This is a genomic window from Ketobacter sp. (assembly GCF_003671495.1).
GTDB lineage: Bacteria > Pseudomonadota > Gammaproteobacteria > Pseudomonadales > Ketobacteraceae > Ketobacter.
Window position 1 is genome coordinate 39,712 of record NZ_RCHN01000027.1, and the last position, 14,239, is coordinate 53,950.

14 protein-coding genes are annotated in these 14,239 nt (G+C 55.6%); 8 read left to right on the forward strand and 6 right to left on the reverse strand.

Going from position 1 to position 14,239, the window contains the following annotated elements:
* Nucleotides 1-25 precede the first annotated feature (25 nt).
* From D9N14_RS13805 to D9N14_RS13815, 3 genes are all read right to left on the reverse strand, one after another.
* Complete coding sequence (locus D9N14_RS13805; RefSeq protein ID WP_290580644.1) at nt 26-463, reverse strand: hypothetical protein; 438 nt, start codon at nt 461-463, stop codon at nt 26-28.
* Between the two features lie 174 nt (nt 464-637).
* The gene (locus D9N14_RS13810; protein ID WP_317622625.1) at nt 638-1,903 is read right to left on the reverse strand and encodes a spinster family MFS transporter; all 1,266 of its coding nucleotides are present in this window, start codon (nt 1,901-1,903) and stop codon (nt 638-640) included.
* Between the two features lie 167 nt (nt 1,904-2,070).
* Entirely contained in the window at nt 2,071-2,400 is a 330-nt protein-coding gene (locus D9N14_RS13815; protein ID WP_290580648.1) for a hypothetical protein, read from the reverse strand.
* Nucleotides 2,401-2,596: 196 nt separating this feature from the next.
* On the opposite strand from D9N14_RS13815, the gene D9N14_RS13820 reads away from it, so the two are divergent.
* From D9N14_RS13820 to D9N14_RS13830, 3 genes are all read left to right on the forward strand, one after another.
* Nucleotides 2,597-3,109: a hypothetical protein gene (locus D9N14_RS13820; protein WP_290580650.1), complete on the forward strand. Its 513-nt coding sequence runs from the start codon at nt 2,597-2,599 to the stop codon at nt 3,107-3,109.
* Between the two features lie 319 nt (nt 3,110-3,428).
* Nucleotides 3,429-4,049, forward strand: a complete 621-nt coding sequence (locus tag D9N14_RS13825) for an RNA polymerase sigma factor (protein ID WP_290580652.1) — start codon at nt 3,429-3,431, stop codon at nt 4,047-4,049.
* Nucleotides 4,043-4,282 carry a zf-HC2 domain-containing protein gene (locus D9N14_RS13830; protein ID WP_290580654.1) on the forward strand — a complete coding sequence of 80 codons (240 nt, stop codon included), beginning with the start codon at nt 4,043-4,045 and terminating at the stop codon, nt 4,280-4,282. The genes D9N14_RS13825 and D9N14_RS13830 overlap by 7 nt, the downstream gene beginning before the upstream one ends.
* Here the strand turns inward: D9N14_RS13830 and D9N14_RS13835 are convergent.
* The gene (locus tag D9N14_RS13835; RefSeq protein ID WP_290580656.1) at nt 4,273-4,635 is read right to left on the reverse strand and encodes a hypothetical protein; all 363 of its coding nucleotides are present in this window, start codon (nt 4,633-4,635) and stop codon (nt 4,273-4,275) included. The two genes, D9N14_RS13830 and D9N14_RS13835, sit on opposite strands and share 10 nt — an antisense overlap.
* Nucleotides 4,636-4,718: 83 nt before the next feature.
* Nucleotides 4,719-7,400, reverse strand: coding sequence for a LuxR C-terminal-related transcriptional regulator (locus D9N14_RS13840; protein ID WP_290580658.1), 2,682 nt, complete (start codon nt 7,398-7,400; stop codon nt 4,719-4,721).
* Nucleotides 7,401-7,650: 250 nt separating this feature from the next.
* Here D9N14_RS13840 and D9N14_RS13845 point away from each other — a divergent pair, with 250 nt between their 5' ends.
* The gene (locus tag D9N14_RS13845; RefSeq protein WP_290580660.1) at nt 7,651-9,963 is read left to right on the forward strand and encodes a hypothetical protein; all 2,313 of its coding nucleotides are present in this window, start codon (nt 7,651-7,653) and stop codon (nt 9,961-9,963) included.
* Between the two features lie 255 nt (nt 9,964-10,218).
* Nucleotides 10,219-10,998 carry a hypothetical protein gene (locus D9N14_RS13850; RefSeq protein WP_290580662.1) on the forward strand — a complete coding sequence of 260 codons (780 nt, stop codon included), beginning with the start codon at nt 10,219-10,221 and terminating at the stop codon, nt 10,996-10,998.
* 110 nt (nt 10,999-11,108) lie between these two features.
* On the opposite strand, the gene D9N14_RS13855 is transcribed toward D9N14_RS13850, so the two are convergent.
* Nucleotides 11,109-11,948, reverse strand: a complete 840-nt coding sequence (locus D9N14_RS13855; protein WP_290580664.1) for an integron integrase — start codon at nt 11,946-11,948, stop codon at nt 11,109-11,111.
* A gap of 360 nt (nt 11,949-12,308) precedes the next feature.
* Between D9N14_RS13855 and D9N14_RS13860 the strand changes: the two genes are divergently transcribed.
* The 3 genes from D9N14_RS13860 (at nt 12,309) to D9N14_RS13870 (ending at nt 13,999) form a co-directional block, all read left to right on the forward strand.
* Nucleotides 12,309-12,695 carry a VOC family protein gene (locus tag D9N14_RS13860; protein WP_290580666.1) on the forward strand — a complete coding sequence of 129 codons (387 nt, stop codon included), beginning with the start codon at nt 12,309-12,311 and terminating at the stop codon, nt 12,693-12,695.
* Between the two features lie 127 nt (nt 12,696-12,822).
* Nucleotides 12,823-13,488: an ion transporter gene (locus D9N14_RS13865; RefSeq protein WP_290580668.1), complete on the forward strand. Its 666-nt coding sequence runs from the start codon at nt 12,823-12,825 to the stop codon at nt 13,486-13,488.
* 121 nt (nt 13,489-13,609) lie between these two features.
* Nucleotides 13,610-13,999, forward strand: a complete 390-nt coding sequence (locus D9N14_RS13870) for a hypothetical protein (protein WP_290580670.1) — start codon at nt 13,610-13,612, stop codon at nt 13,997-13,999.
* Nucleotides 14,000-14,239: the final 240 nt, after the last annotated feature.

Genomic DNA, 14,239 nt, shown 5'->3' on the forward strand with positions numbered 1-14,239 from the left:
TAGGTTCCTGAGCAAGGCATGCTGTTCAACATCCTTCGGCAGCGTCTTGCGCCAGCCACTGCAGCAGATCCGGGGGCAACCGGAACAGACCCTGCTCTCGAATGTGGGCCTTGAACGCCTTCATCACCGGCCGCGAAATCCGGGTTTCCGCCAGCACCCGCAGCTCATAGACCCGTTCTGTATCCGCCGCACTCAACTCACCGCGGTATTGCGCGATCATAGCGTGCAGGTCCGCCCCCATTTGCTCACCGGCGCGATGCTTCACTTGATCGTACAGCGCCGTCATTACCGCCTTTTCCAGGGGTTTCATCTTGCACTTGCCGTCCAGGATTTTGAGCATGACGGTGGTGGCGCAGTCCAGATCCGAAGCAGACAGGGATTGGGCCGCCACCCAACGCCCCAGCCACTCATCCAGAGCCACGGAAGGGTCCAACGGGGGGAAGTTGCGAAGGTGTATGAACATGTCCGGCCTGCTCCCGGTCTCTCAACAGAGACCCATACCAATAGCAAGCGATGACATTTGCAAGCCACGCACCAACACTAACCAGTTGATTTTATTAGTTAGAAAACAGCGTTTGGCGGGCAGGTGCCGACCCAAAGCCGACACCCGGGATCACATTGTCAGATAGCGTACAGCCTAAACCGTGGCCGCACCCCACTCCCGCACCCGGGCCACACTTTCCCGATAAGGGCGCAGGGAAGCGACGAGCAGCAGGATCGCCACCACAGTGGCCAGCACACTGATGATCAGCAGGGAATAACGCAGGGCCTGGTCATCGCGGAACACATAGTCCGTCAGCAGCGCCACCGCCGTGGGGCCCACCCCCAATCCGATGATGGTGACCACGAACAGGTACATGGCGGACGCCTGGCCGCGCATGGGGTTGGGCATGATCTCCTGAATCGCCGCCGGCGCCACCCCGAACGGCATGGCCAGGGTAAAACACCCCACGCCCACGCCCACAATGGCCACCCGCAGGTCGTCCACCGCGTAACAGGCGAAGGAAGGCAACGCCAGGGCACAGGCAATCAGGCCCACCCGCATCGGGGCATCCTGGTAGCCACGGCCGGTGAGCCAGTCCGACAGGCGACCACCGACGATGATGCCCAGGGACCCAAAAATCCCAATCAGCAGGCCATAGATGTAGCCCACTTCCGAGGCATCCAGGCTATGGGTCCGCATGAAAAAGGCCGGCACCCAGGACGCGGCCCCATAGGCGCAGAACGCCACGCAGGCAAAGCTCAGGTTGTGCAGCAGCACGGTTTTGCGGTTCTTGCGGATGTAGGCCATCACTTCACCGAAGGACACATCCACCCCGGCCCCGGCACCCTGCCGTTGGGGTTCCTTCAATAGCAGCAGCACCAGGCAGAACATGACGCCCGCCGCCCCCAGCATGAGGAAGATCGATTGCCAGGGGCGAATGGTGCCTATGACCGGTAACACCATATCCCCCCGGGCAGACGCAAAATGAATCACCAGTCCACCCAGCAGAAAGGCCATGCCCGACCCCACATAAATCCCCATGGAGTACACACTGATGGCGGTGGCCCGCTGATGGGGGGGAAAGCTGTCGGCAATCAGGGAATAGGCCGCCGGGGACAGGGCCGCCTCGCCGGCGCCCACCCCCACCCGGGCAAAAAGGAAGTGCCAATAGTGTTTGGCCAGGCCACAGGCCGCGGTCATGGCACTCCACACCAGCACCCCGGCGGCAATCAGCCCGCGGCGGCTGCGACGATCTGCCATGCGCCCCAATGGAATGCCGCACAGGGTATAGAACAACGCGAAGGAGAACCCCATCAGCAGGCTCATCTGGGTATCGGATATCGCCAGATCCCGGCGGATGGGGCCCACCAGCAGGTTAAGAATCTGACGATCGATGAAGGACAGCACATAGGCCAGCATGAGAATCGCCACGGTCACCCAGGCACGGGCGGTGGAGGGGTATTTCACAGGGATGTTCAAGGGGCACCTCAAAGCACACGATGGTTATTAATGAGAGTGGTCCAGCATCCGCTGCTGTGCAAACCCCATGGCTGGAACTTGCCCAAAAACAACCCAAAACAACCTGTTCAGCGTACCGCCGGCACTTGCATCTTCAGTCGCTCCGCCGGCACACTGAGATCCGGCTTTTTACAGTCGTAGCCATCCGGATAGATCACCTGGATGATGTGGTCGGTGCCCATGGAATCCCGCAGGATGTTCAACATGGCAGTGGCTTCGTACTGCGACATATGGGTGAGCTTGCGCCGCACGCCGGACACCGTGGCATAAAACAGGTCACCGCCTTTGGCCACTTCCAGGGATTTGATCCGCTCCGGAAAGCATTTCACCTCTGCCCTGAGCGGCAGTGCCCAACACAGGGCCATCAGAACCAGAATCCATTTACTCTGCATCCACATACCTTATTCCCTATATTCAAAAATTATTATGGCATTTAATGTGCTTAGGCTATTTTTAGTTATATACCCTTAGCGATCTACCCTGGGGTTTTATCCTGGGTTTTTTATCCTGGGTTACGTCGCCGCAAACACATCGCGCCATCTTGCGCTTGAGCAGTGCTGCAGCACAATAATAAAACAGGATTCACCGAGCAACATGAAACGGATTTATGATGGGGAACACCCGCCCATTGTGCTTGATATTGAAGCCTCCGGCTTTGGCAACGGCAGTTACCCCATCGAGGTGGGCTTTGCCGCTGACGCCCAGACCCGCTATTGCAGCCTGATCAAACCCTTTCCCAGCTGGACCCATTGGAGTGACTCCGCCGAGGCCGCCCACGGCATCAGTCGGGCGGAACTATTGCAACGGGGCCGCGATCCAAGGGAAGTGGCACTGGAACTGAACCGCCGGTTGCACGGCAAGCAGATCTACAGCGACGGCTGGGTGGTGGATCATCCCTGGCTGATGACGTTGTTCTTTGCCGTCAACATTGAGCCCACCTTCCAGCTTTCTCCCATCGAACTGATCATGACCGAGGACCAGTTCACCGTGTGGGATGAAGTCCACGATGAAGTGCTGGCCTGCAGTGACCAGCACCGTCATCGGGCCAGTGTGGACGCCTGGGTGATTCAGCAAACCTGGATTCGCAGCCATTACATGACTCAGTAAATTTTGCACCAAACTAAAGCAACAAGGTGCAACCGGCGTTAACTTGAAGCAGATAAAGGGTTCTGATGGCTCAGAAAAACCGGTTTTTCGGGATTTTCGCAGGTTTTGATCTTGGCATCACACTTGCTTTGATAAACACAGTGATTCCATTTCACACCCTCTTTACAGCCGACTCTTGCTGTACTTTGGGATCGCACACGTCGGGTTGGGGAACCCGGCGTGTGTTCGACCCGCACAACCATTTCCGCTTTGCCTCGTTCCGCACCCATGTGTATGATTCCGCTCACAATCATTTCAGTAAGCGTGCTCCGGGAAGGACATGACGGATTCCATCGACAGCATTGATCAGGAACGCCTGCGGCAACAGGATCACCAGGCCTTCGAAGCGCTGGTCAGCCAGTTGCATCGCCCCATGGTGTCCGTGGCCCGGGCCATCGTGGGGGACAGCCTGGCGGAGGAAGTCGTGCAGGAGGCCTGGGTGTCAGCCTATCGCAACCTGCCCAAATTCGAGGGCCGCTCCTCGGTCAAGACCTGGCTGTTCACCATCGTCAGCAACGAGGCCAAATCCCGCCTGCGCAAGGAAAAGCGCCTCGTGGCCCTGGAGGATTTCAACCCGGAAGGCAGCGGGGATTACCTGGGCCCGGATCGCTTTTATCGCTTTGGTGGCCACTGGAAAGTGCCGCCGCCGGACTGGCACCTGGATTCGCCGGACCAGCTGCTGGAAGAGAAACACCTGCAGAAATGCATTGATCACACAGTATCGATTCTGCCGCCTCAGCAGCGGGCCGTCTTCATCCTGCGGGACATCGAACAGCAGGCGCTGGCGGAAATCTGTAATATTCTTGAAGTCACCGAGTCCTATGTGAGGGTGCTGCTCCACCGCGCCCGCATGAAGCTAATGCAAGTAATTGATCGTTATCAGGAAACCGGCGAATGCTGAATTGCAGAGACGTGGCACACGAAGCCAGTGACTACCTCGACCAGAACCTCAGCTGGTGGCGACGTCTGCTGTTCCGGCTGCATTTGTTCGTCTGTGCGAAGTGCCGTAAATTCGTCGCCCACGTGCACATTACCCGGGATTTTCTGCGTCGGCGCGGCCCCTTGCGCGCCTCCGACCAGGAGATCGAACAGGTGATGCAGAACGTGAAACCATCAGCACCGGATCAGTCCTGACCCTCTTCCGTTTTACGGGCAGGTGCCGGGCGCCGGTTGGAGCGCTTGTCATCCCAATTCAATTGTTCCGGATCGTACCATTGGATGGCATCCAGCACTTTATGCTGAGTCGCCACCGACAGCGTCGCCCACAACTCCTCGAACTCCTCTAACCCGGCCTGACGCCGCCGCGCCACCTTGCTCCGCAAACGGGAGACAATGGTGGGCAAATTCAGGGCCTCACCCAGCTTACCGGGCACCGTATACACCTGCCCCAGATATTTACGCTTGTGAGTGCGCTGCTCCAACACCTGCTGCAGGGCCGCCGCCGCTGCCAGGGCAGTTTCCTCATCAAACTCCAATGGGATGCTCATGATCGCGTATCAGTCAGAAAATCGAACCCTAGAGCATAGCAAGTCGCCGATTCGATCTCCAGCGCGTCTATAGACGATTCCGCCTATAACAGATTCATCTCCCGGGCTTTGGCCACGGCTTCGGTACGGTTACTGACGTTTAACTTGGCGTAGACATTTTTGAGATGCCACTTGGTGGTGGTGAGGGAGATGTTGGCACGGGCCGCCACATCCTTGTTGCGCAGTCCGGACTGCAACAGGTTCAGCACTTCCTTCTCTTTGTCGGTGAGCGGCTCCACCACAAAGCGATGCATCTGCTGCTGGTCATCATGTTGCAGCAGATCCTGGAACATCAGGCGATACAACTCCGGCAGTGGCTGCAACACATTGCTCTGCACCGCCTGCATCAACAACGCGGCACTGCCCGGCGCCTCATCAAACACGGTGCGGTTGAAGCAGGCCAGGCCACCGTATTTGAGGCTGGCGCGCACTTCCTGCAGGGCCTCCTCCTGCCGCCCCTGATGCGCATAAATCACCGCCCGGTTCATGCGCCCCACCACCACCCGGGGTACGCAGCCGTATTGTTCAGCGGTGTGGATCAATTGATTCACCAGTCGCTCGGCGGCGTCAAATTTTTTCAGCATGGACAAAAAAATCACCCGGGAAATCCCCAGCCGGTCACGACCTTCATCGAATCCGCAATCCTCGCTCCAGTAGCCGGCTTTCTGTTTGGCTTCCAGTTGATACTCCTGCTGTACCCGGTAAATGGTTTCCAGATCGCCGTGGGTGCGGGCGTACAGCGTCCACTCCAGGCACAACTGGGTGTTGAAGCGTTCGTAATCCCCATGCACCAGCACGCGGGATAAATAATTCAGCAAGCGCCGGGCTTCCACATCGTTGCCGCGAATAAACGCCAGCCGGGCCAGCGCACAATAGCTGGCGGTAATCACTTCCGTGGCACAGGCACTGGACACCAGGGGCACCACTTCCCGCAGCAGCTTTTCCGCTTCCTCCAGACGATTCTGCTCATAACGGATCAAGGCAACCGGCGTCGCCAGATTCACCCACTCCAGGGTGTACGGCCGATCGCTGACAGAACGGAACGCCTCTTCCGCCAATTGCACTGCCACCATCATATTGCCCTGGGCCCGCTCCGCCAGCACCAGCACCTGATCGGCAAAACTGCGCAAAAAATTCTGGCCGGAGATGCGCAGAATGTCGCGGGCACGATGGGCCTCCGCCACGGCGGTGGCAAAATCCGCGTTCAACAGATGGTAGTACGCCCGCATGGGACTGTAGAACAGGCGCACATGGTGCTGCACATTTTTCTGGTTGGGCAGCCGGTAAATATCATTGTGGCGAAAATCCGTATCGCTGTGGAACAGCTCCAACACATTCAGCAGGAACGGCAACGAATCGTCGTGCGCATAGCGCCCCTGCATCTCTCCACGCCGGTTGAGTTCCTGCACCAGTTCGATGTAGTAGTTAGCCTGATTGAAACGCCGATAAAAAATCAGCGCTGTGATGAGCGGATACACCAGCTCACTCTGATTGATCATGCGTTCTTCCGGCAGCCGGTTGATCCACTCGATCAGGCGGGTGAATTCACCGCTTTTGATCCACTCGTCACTGCAACGGACGATGGCACTTTCCAACGCCTCGCCATCATTGATGTCGGCCAGCAACTGCAACGCCGGCTCCCATTCCCGTCGCTGCAAACGGGTGGACGCGGCGCGCCGGATCAGGGAATCCATTTCCTGCGGGAAATCCGCTTTCAAGCGGTGTAACAGGAACTCACGAAAAATGGAATGATAACGGTACACCTCCCCCTGCCCGTCCAGCGGGTGTAGAAAGACGTGATTTTCCAGCAGGTAGTCGATGCAGCGCTGGGCATCCCCAATCTGCAACACATCGTTGCACAGAGCCGCGTCCAGGGTTTCCAGGCAGGCGCTTTTGATAAGGAAATTACGAATGTGGTCCGGTTGCTGCTGCAACACCGAGTCGGCAAAGTACTGCAGCACCTCGGGGCTCTTGCTTTCCCGCGCCATGTGATCGGTCTGCCCGGAACAACCGCCCTTGAGGGACAGCGCCAACAGTTTGATACCGGCCACCCAACCCTCGGTCCAGTCCAGCAACGCACGCATGAAGGACGTGTCCCCGGTATCCAACCCCACCGAACAGAACCAGCTTTGCAGGGAATCCATATCCCATTTCAAGTCATTGGCGTCGATGCTGAGCAGGCTGTCCTCCAGTTTCAGTTTGCTCAACTGCAGCGGCGGATGATTGCGGGAGGCCACCACAAAATGGATGTGGGGCGGCAGACTGAAAATCACCTGGGACAACGTGTGGTGGATGTTCTCATCCTGGATTTGCTGGTAGTCATCGAGCACCACAAACAACGGCTCCTGCAGTCGCTCCAGCCCCAGCACCAGGGATTCCGTCACCGCCTCCACGGAAAAGGCCACGCGATCGTTGATCTGGTTCAGGTAATAGGCGTCGAAGTGCTTGCAGCTCTGCTTGATGGCCTTGATCAGGGCGGCAAAAAAGGGCGCCGGGGCATTGTGGGCAGGTTCCAGGTTCAGCACCGCAAAGCGGGACGATTGGCGCCCGGAGCGCAGCCACTGCCGCAGCAGCGTGGACTTGCCGGACCCGGCGGGGGCCAGCAACACGGTGAGGGGATAATCCTCGGCCCGGTTCACCAGGTCGATGAGCTGGGGCCGCACCAAATGATTACTGGCCAGGACACTGCGGCCCGCCGCGGTTGGTCCACTACCGTGCTGGGACATAGGCTGTACACCTTATCTGTTTCTGGTTTTATTCTAATTTATTGTTATTGTTCGATTTTTATATCAGTGCCTATTATACCCCGGCGCCAACGCCCGGCGTGACCGACCATTCCCCCTCCTATGGGGGGTTACCTGCGTAGCCGTTTCAGCCAATCTAGTACCGTCGGTCAGTGCTCTGTAGCAGGTACTATGGTACAACACGACTTCAGGTGCAAACCCCCGAATAATGACAAGAATGAGGAACACCACGATGACAATCCGATCTGGCCTGCTGGGACTGGCACCGGCGGCGCTACTGCTCTGCGCCTGCCAACCGGCCGGCGACTTTCCTGAATCCGATGGCATTTGCAGCTTCGACACCGTGCGCGAGAACGCACGGGCGGCCTCTGCGGCCAGCTTTCCCGCGCCGGTCATCACCCGCCTGGCGGTAAATGGCAGCCTGGTGTGGGAGGCCGGCAGCGGCTCCCCTGCCCCCAGCCTGCAACCGGGCGACGTGGTGACCCTCACCGGCACCGGACTGGGCAATGGTCCGGACACCGACTTTACCAAGATCATGCTGGGCAACACCCGCGTGCTGGAAACCGACCTGGTGATGTTCAAGCAGAAGCTGGATATCGCCAACCAGGTGAACTACGAAGTGGACGACCTGCTGGACAGCTGGCCCAAAGACATCCTGGCCTGGCAACCGGACCAGATCCAGTTCACGGTGCCGGATCACGTCAGTACAGGCCCATTGATTGTGCAGATCCAGAAGCGCACCGGCTATAACGAATCCCTCACCAACCCGGGGCAACCGTTCAACGTGATCGACGCCCTCACCAGCCGCATCACCGATGAGGATTTTGAGCACAATTGCGACGTGGTGTCCCAGCTCAGCCACAGCCAGGCCACCGCCCCCATCGAGGTGAGCATCGTCAACCCCGAGTTCCAGGCCCTGGTGAACTACGGCGAGGAGATCTTCTGGTCCTACGATTACAACATCGGGCTGGCCCACGCCATACGCAACCTGAACTGGAAGAAGATCTTCAACTACCAGACCAAAGACCCCATCACCCACGAAGTGGCAGACCCGGCCAAACTGTTCGGCGCCTACCCCACCCTGGCCGGTGAGGTGCCCAGTGCCGCCATCGACGACGTCTATTTTGACCCGTACCCACAGCCCAGTCCGATTCCGGGTTTTCTGACCATCGAACCCCAGCTCAAAAAAGGCAACACCACCGACTCCGGCTGGGCCGGCTACCGCTACGCCCAGGGCAGCCACCCGTATACCGGGCGTGGTTCGTGGATCGGGTTCAACTGCGCCTCCTGCCACGGTTACCGCATCAGCTACGAGAACACCCCCAACACCACGGTGACCAAGGTATTCCCGGGCCTGCCCAATCCGGAGTGGACCGTAAAATGGGCCATTCTGGGGGACAAGAACGCGGAAACCACCTCCACCTTTGACGGCATCGTCACCAGCGAGGAAGGCCCCAGCTGGGCCCCCGGCGCCGCCAAGATCGACAAAAGCATGCTGCTCTATTACCTGCCCCAGGGCACCGGTGAGCACAACATGATTCGGGTCAACGGCGAAGGCAGTCATACCGACAACGACTACCAGTTTTCACCCCACACCATCCCCAACGTGACCCACTACATGAGCATCCGCCGCTCCCTCTCCCACACCGAATCCTACGTGGGCTTCGAAGGCTCCTACATCCACGCGGAGGAACCGGACGGCGCCACCGGCAGCATGTATCGCTACCCCCTGCAGGCACTGACCGCCTACATGACGGTACTGGATCAGCACGACGACGACCTGCGCAACGTGGGCCTGTACCGCTGGCTCAAGTACAACGGCAAACTGGCGGAACAAACCGGCTCGGCAGACCTGGGGGAAGGCGAGTTCGTGCAGAACGGCTGGCAGTCGTACCCCGGCGTAGTGGCCGCGGTCAATCAGGGCAAGACCAGCTTTGACAGCGCCTGCGGCAGCTGCCACCAGGACAACCTGGGCGCCCACACCGACGAGAACATGCTGCCCCTGAACCAGGTGGGCCACTTCTTTGTGCCCTCCCTGTATCAGCAGGAAACACAGAGTATCCGGGTGGGCTTCCTGCGCAACATGTACTGGGTGCAGCACCGGGGCCTGCTCACCGACGGCCATGTGCGTAACCTGGAAGACCTGGTGCATCCGGATCGCTGTACCAGCGGCAGTGACCTCTACAACCAGTACTACACCCTGCATCCACCGGTGGTGCCGGCGCTGGGAGGCCCCGACTTCCCCGAGCCCTATCCCGCCACCAACCGCAAGGGGGACGTGTTCCGGGTGCCCAAATCCCAATCCACCAGCGCCGGGGATACCGCCGAGCAGCGCAACCGCTTTATCGAGCGCCACAAATACTTTGTGGAAGTCCCCTGGGACAGCGAGCACTACTACTGGGATTACCAGAAATTCCGCAGCGAATACGGCCCGGATGAAATGGGCACCCCCAGCCCCATCGGGATGCCCGCCTCGCCCCACCCCTGGTGCGCCGACTCCAGCGCCGAAGTGGACCGTCTGGTGCAGTATGTGCTAACCCTGTAAACCACGGGATATGGCATCCTGGCATTGAGGAAGGGGCCTGCGGGCCCCTTTTTCGCACCCAATCCTGCCGCGCCCATACCTTTGTACGGTGATGATTTGGACCAAATTCGGTTTAATTGATGTCATCGTAATAATAAGTGCGGGCGCACCACTGGGCCCCCAAGCCATTACGTGCCTGAGACGACACCCGCTGAATCAGGGACGAGCGATAAAAACGACAAAAACCAAAGCCCCATTTAGAAAGGTATAAACTCTATGATGCGCTATAAAACTGTTGCTGCTGCCATGCTGTTACCCTCCCTATTGCTGACCGGTTGCGGCGGGGAACAAGCTGAAACCCAACGCGCCACGTCCAATAGCGCCAACCTCACCGGGCTCTGGCGCTTGAACTTTGAAACCAGCCAGACCGGCCTGAACGCTGAAGCGGGCATCACCTACACCCTCACCGACAACGGGGACGAAGTGAACATGGTAGCCTGCGCCGAGCGTCAGGGCGTGACCCTGAGCCGGGACGGCAACACCCTGAGCGGCATGCCCGTGGGCGAAGCCACCGTGGCCACCAATGACAGCATCAACGCCAACGGCAGCCTGGGCGACAGCGCCGCTACCAAGATGTCCACCAAAGCCGTGTTCGACATGGGCTCCCTTGCCGTCAGCGGCGGCGATCTAGGCAGCATCGCCAGCTCCAACATCTGCATCCAGTCCGACAACGCCCGCATCCTGGGGCAAGCCACTCAGGAACGCATCTCGGCCACCACCATTCTGAACGGCAAGCCCCTGATTCTGGAAATCAGCCGCATGGGCAGCATCGGCAAAGGCACCTATGACGTGAACCGCGACATGGCCGAAGGCGGCATTCAGATCTTCATGAAATCCGATGCCCTCAAATCCCGCATCAATCGCTCCGAGATGAATCTGCGCAACGGCTCCATCACCATCACCGAAGATTCCAAAGTGTGGATGAAAGGCAACTTCAACGCAGAGATGCCCAACGGCCAATTGGTGGCAGGTAACTTTGAGTTTGAAAAGCCCTGATGGATAAATCGCGGCAGGCATAATCCCTGGCAATGAATCCCGGCCCTGGCGCCGGGATTTTTTTGGTGGGTTTGGTGCGGGCGACGAGAATCTTCAACCAATTTGAAACGCTAAGGCCCAAACGAACCGAGAAAAGCATTTAGCTCCGGGTTTTCACGTGGCATTACCTGTTTGTGAGTTGGCAGGGCCACCGTCTTAATCGCCGATTGAATGGTGCTGGGGTGCAGATGGTGGCGACGAATTTTATCGCTGCGGGGATCAGCGCTCAGCTTTTGGGAAGGAAACACGTACTGCCAGGCCCAGGCACCAGCAGCTTTAGGGTATTTTCTCTCCAAGGCATTCGGAAGATGAACCTCACCATAGCCAGCAGCAAGGTCCGTGTCGTGTAATTGCTTCACCATACTGAGATGCCGTTGCAGTGGTAGGATCAAGGCGGGATGCAAGGGAACCACACGATCTTTACTGCCTTTGCCCTGATGAATGTGCAAACGTGCATCATGGAAATCCAGATCCTTCACTCGAATCCGCAGCGCTTCACTCACGCGTAGCCCAACGCCGTACATGAGCGATGCCAACAGACGGTTGTGACCTTGCAGGTTATACAGCAAGGCTTTCATCTCGGGCCGATTCAACACAGCAGGTAATTTGCGTACGCGTTTCGCCCGACAGGCATCTAACCCCACTAACGGTTTATTCAGCACATGGCGATATAAAAAGATCAACGCATTAAAGGCCTGATTTTGCGTATTAACCGCCACATTGCGGCTCACCGCCAAATAGGAAAGGAAGCGTTCCACCTCCGACTCAGCCATCACTTTCGGGTGTTGATCATGATTAAACTTAATGTAGTAGCGAATCCAATAAATGTAGGTCTTTTCCGTTTGGTAGGCGTAGCCACGGACACGAAGCACCCTCTGCACCTCATTCAAAAATGGGGACTTGTACTGCATACGGCAATCCTCAAATAGCGCCACAAAGTGTAAATACATACAGTAGACAGGGGCTGCACAAAGAAAGACCATAAGTTGGATGTACCGGAACTTCCGGTATTTGCTTCCGGGATATACCGTGGGTTCCGTGATTTGGTGCTTGGATATCACGAAGGTTCCGGCATTTGCAGGCCTGGGTATCTCGAAAGGTTCAGCTTTTGCCAGATTAATTTATAACCTATACTGTTTAATAAGTTATTTAAAACAATTGGTTAGGGGATCGGGGCTTGGATATCTCGAAAGGTTCGGTTCACTAAGTTGTTATGCGATATCAGGTGTCAATCAAGAACACTAGATTGAAATTAAAATCAGGGAAGAAGCATGATTTCACACACGACGTTTGGAACTAATGATCTTGGAAGGGCGGAAGGATTTTTCGACAAATTGCTTCCGAGCCTTAATGGAAGGAAACACGTAAAAACCGATAGGGCTGTTTTTTACTCTTTTGGTGATGGGGCAGCAAAACTGGCAATTTCAGTACCATTTAATGGTGAGTTGGCGAGTGTAGGCAATGGTACAATGCTTGCGTTCACGGTTCCCAGCATTGAGGACGTTGAAAGGGTTCATGATCTTGCTTTATCTCTAGGCGCGATAAATGAAGGTGATCCTGGGCCAAGGTACGATGGACTATACTATGGTGCATATTTTAGGGATTTGGACTCAAATAAGTTTGCAGTTTTCCACCTGTTGCAAGATCCAAATGCATAACAATTGCATGCACAGGAAGCCAACTACGCGCCACCAATTGTGGTGCGCTTCGCGCACTTTACCACAATTGGCTCTGCTCCGTTGTCTCCTGTGATGCAGGCGTTAGCTTGTTTGAGATCCTGTAATCATGAAAGAAAAAGGGAGTGCAATATATCAATTATTTATGCTTGCGTTGTCAGTTTATGTATTGAGCGCATTAACCTTAGAGATGTTCATTGTTCAGGATGATGAGATCAAAAAGGTATTGCAGTATGTAGATCTTGCAATATGTATGTTTTTTCTATTTGATTTTTTTCTGAATCTGATTACTGCTGAGAGCAAGCTAAAGTATTTGAAATGGGGCTGGATCGACTTAATTTCATCAATTCCTGTTCTTGATTCACTCAGATGGGGACGCTTATCCAAAGTTATCCGAATAGTTCGATTTTTACGTTCCCTTCGTTCTATAAAAGCGATATATGAAAATGTGCAGAGTAGTAAGATTCAAAGCCTAAGCTTTGTGGTTCTATTGGTTACATTCCTATCGTATACAGTATGTGCAAGTTTAATCCTGCACTTCGAAAGAGAATCTAATGTAGGGTTAAATACAGCTGCTGAAGCTCTATGGTGGGCATTTCTTAATATCATGAATGCAAAGATAAGTATTGCAACGGCGGAGACACACGCCGGCCAACTAATGACCATCTTGCTTAATAAAATTGGGCTACTTTTGTTTGCATATTTCAATGGCATTATTATCGCGTGGTTGGTACAAAAGCGTATTGAAATAAAATCCAGTGCGGTTGGCAGCTAACAAATTGGTGCACGGGAACCAACTACGCTCCACAAACATGTGGTTCGCTACGCTCACTTTACCACATGTTTGTTCCACTACGTTGGTCCCGTGACCAAGGCGTTATAACTAGGGGGAGCTGATGAGAATTGATGAAGTAATTGAAAAATTCAAATCAGAATTTGGGGTGATAGCTGAGTGCTTTGAGGTTTTGCAGCTTTCAGTCGCGGAGGCAAATAGCACTGTAGATCCCAGGAGCAATCGCCCAGGTATCTACGTGTATTGGCATCCAGAGTATGAGGTTGTGTTGGTCGGTAAAAGTCAATCTAATTCAAAGAAGAGAGCGCTTCAGCATATTTCTGATAATTCTAGAAATGATGTCGTGGCTATGTCTGATTTGGCTGACGATCCAAATTTGAGATTGCTCCTATTTAACGTAAATGAAGATAAGTCTAAGCATTGGGTTTTGGCTTTGGAGGCATTTTTCGAATGGAATATAGAGCCAGTCATAAAAGCGTGGCGCATTGGTTAAGTTATAACAATTGCATGCACAGGAAGCCAACTACGCGCCACCAATTGTGGTGCACTTCGTGCACTTTACCACAATTGGTTCTGCTCCGTTGTCTCCTGTGATGCAGGCGTTAGCTTCCCGTGTTACCCACAATTAGTAGACATCCTTTATAGTTAGACCAACCCCTATGGAGATGTCGAAATGGCACGTAAGAAAACGCAAGCTTATACCGAAGAATTCCGCCGAGAAGCGGTCAACAGG

Excerpts from the sequence above, each read along its gene's own strand:
- D9N14_RS13805 (WP_290580644.1), bottom strand. The coding sequence starts at position 463 with ATGTTCATACACCTTCGCAACTTCCCCCCGTTGGACCCTTCCGTGGCT.
- D9N14_RS13810 (WP_317622625.1), bottom strand. The coding sequence starts at position 1,903 with ATGCTGGCCTATGTGCTGTCCTTCATCGATCGTCAGATTCTTAACCTG.
- D9N14_RS13815 (WP_290580648.1), bottom strand. The coding sequence starts at position 2,400 with ATGTGGATGCAGAGTAAATGGATTCTGGTTCTGATGGCCCTGTGTTGG.
- D9N14_RS13820 (WP_290580650.1), top strand. The coding sequence starts at position 2,597 with ATGAAACGGATTTATGATGGGGAACACCCGCCCATTGTGCTTGATATT.
- D9N14_RS13825 (WP_290580652.1), top strand. The coding sequence starts at position 3,429 with ATGACGGATTCCATCGACAGCATTGATCAGGAACGCCTGCGGCAACAG.
- D9N14_RS13830 (WP_290580654.1), top strand. The coding sequence starts at position 4,043 with ATGCTGAATTGCAGAGACGTGGCACACGAAGCCAGTGACTACCTCGAC.
- D9N14_RS13835 (WP_290580656.1), bottom strand. The coding sequence starts at position 4,635 with ATGAGCATCCCATTGGAGTTTGATGAGGAAACTGCCCTGGCAGCGGCG.
- D9N14_RS13840 (WP_290580658.1), bottom strand. The coding sequence starts at position 7,400 with ATGTCCCAGCACGGTAGTGGACCAACCGCGGCGGGCCGCAGTGTCCTG.
- D9N14_RS13845 (WP_290580660.1), top strand. The coding sequence starts at position 7,651 with ATGACAATCCGATCTGGCCTGCTGGGACTGGCACCGGCGGCGCTACTG.
- D9N14_RS13850 (WP_290580662.1), top strand. The coding sequence starts at position 10,219 with ATGATGCGCTATAAAACTGTTGCTGCTGCCATGCTGTTACCCTCCCTA.
- D9N14_RS13855 (WP_290580664.1), bottom strand. The coding sequence starts at position 11,948 with ATGCAGTACAAGTCCCCATTTTTGAATGAGGTGCAGAGGGTGCTTCGT.
- D9N14_RS13860 (WP_290580666.1), top strand. The coding sequence starts at position 12,309 with ATGATTTCACACACGACGTTTGGAACTAATGATCTTGGAAGGGCGGAA.
- D9N14_RS13865 (WP_290580668.1), top strand. The coding sequence starts at position 12,823 with ATGAAAGAAAAAGGGAGTGCAATATATCAATTATTTATGCTTGCGTTG.
- D9N14_RS13870 (WP_290580670.1), top strand. The coding sequence starts at position 13,610 with ATGAGAATTGATGAAGTAATTGAAAAATTCAAATCAGAATTTGGGGTG.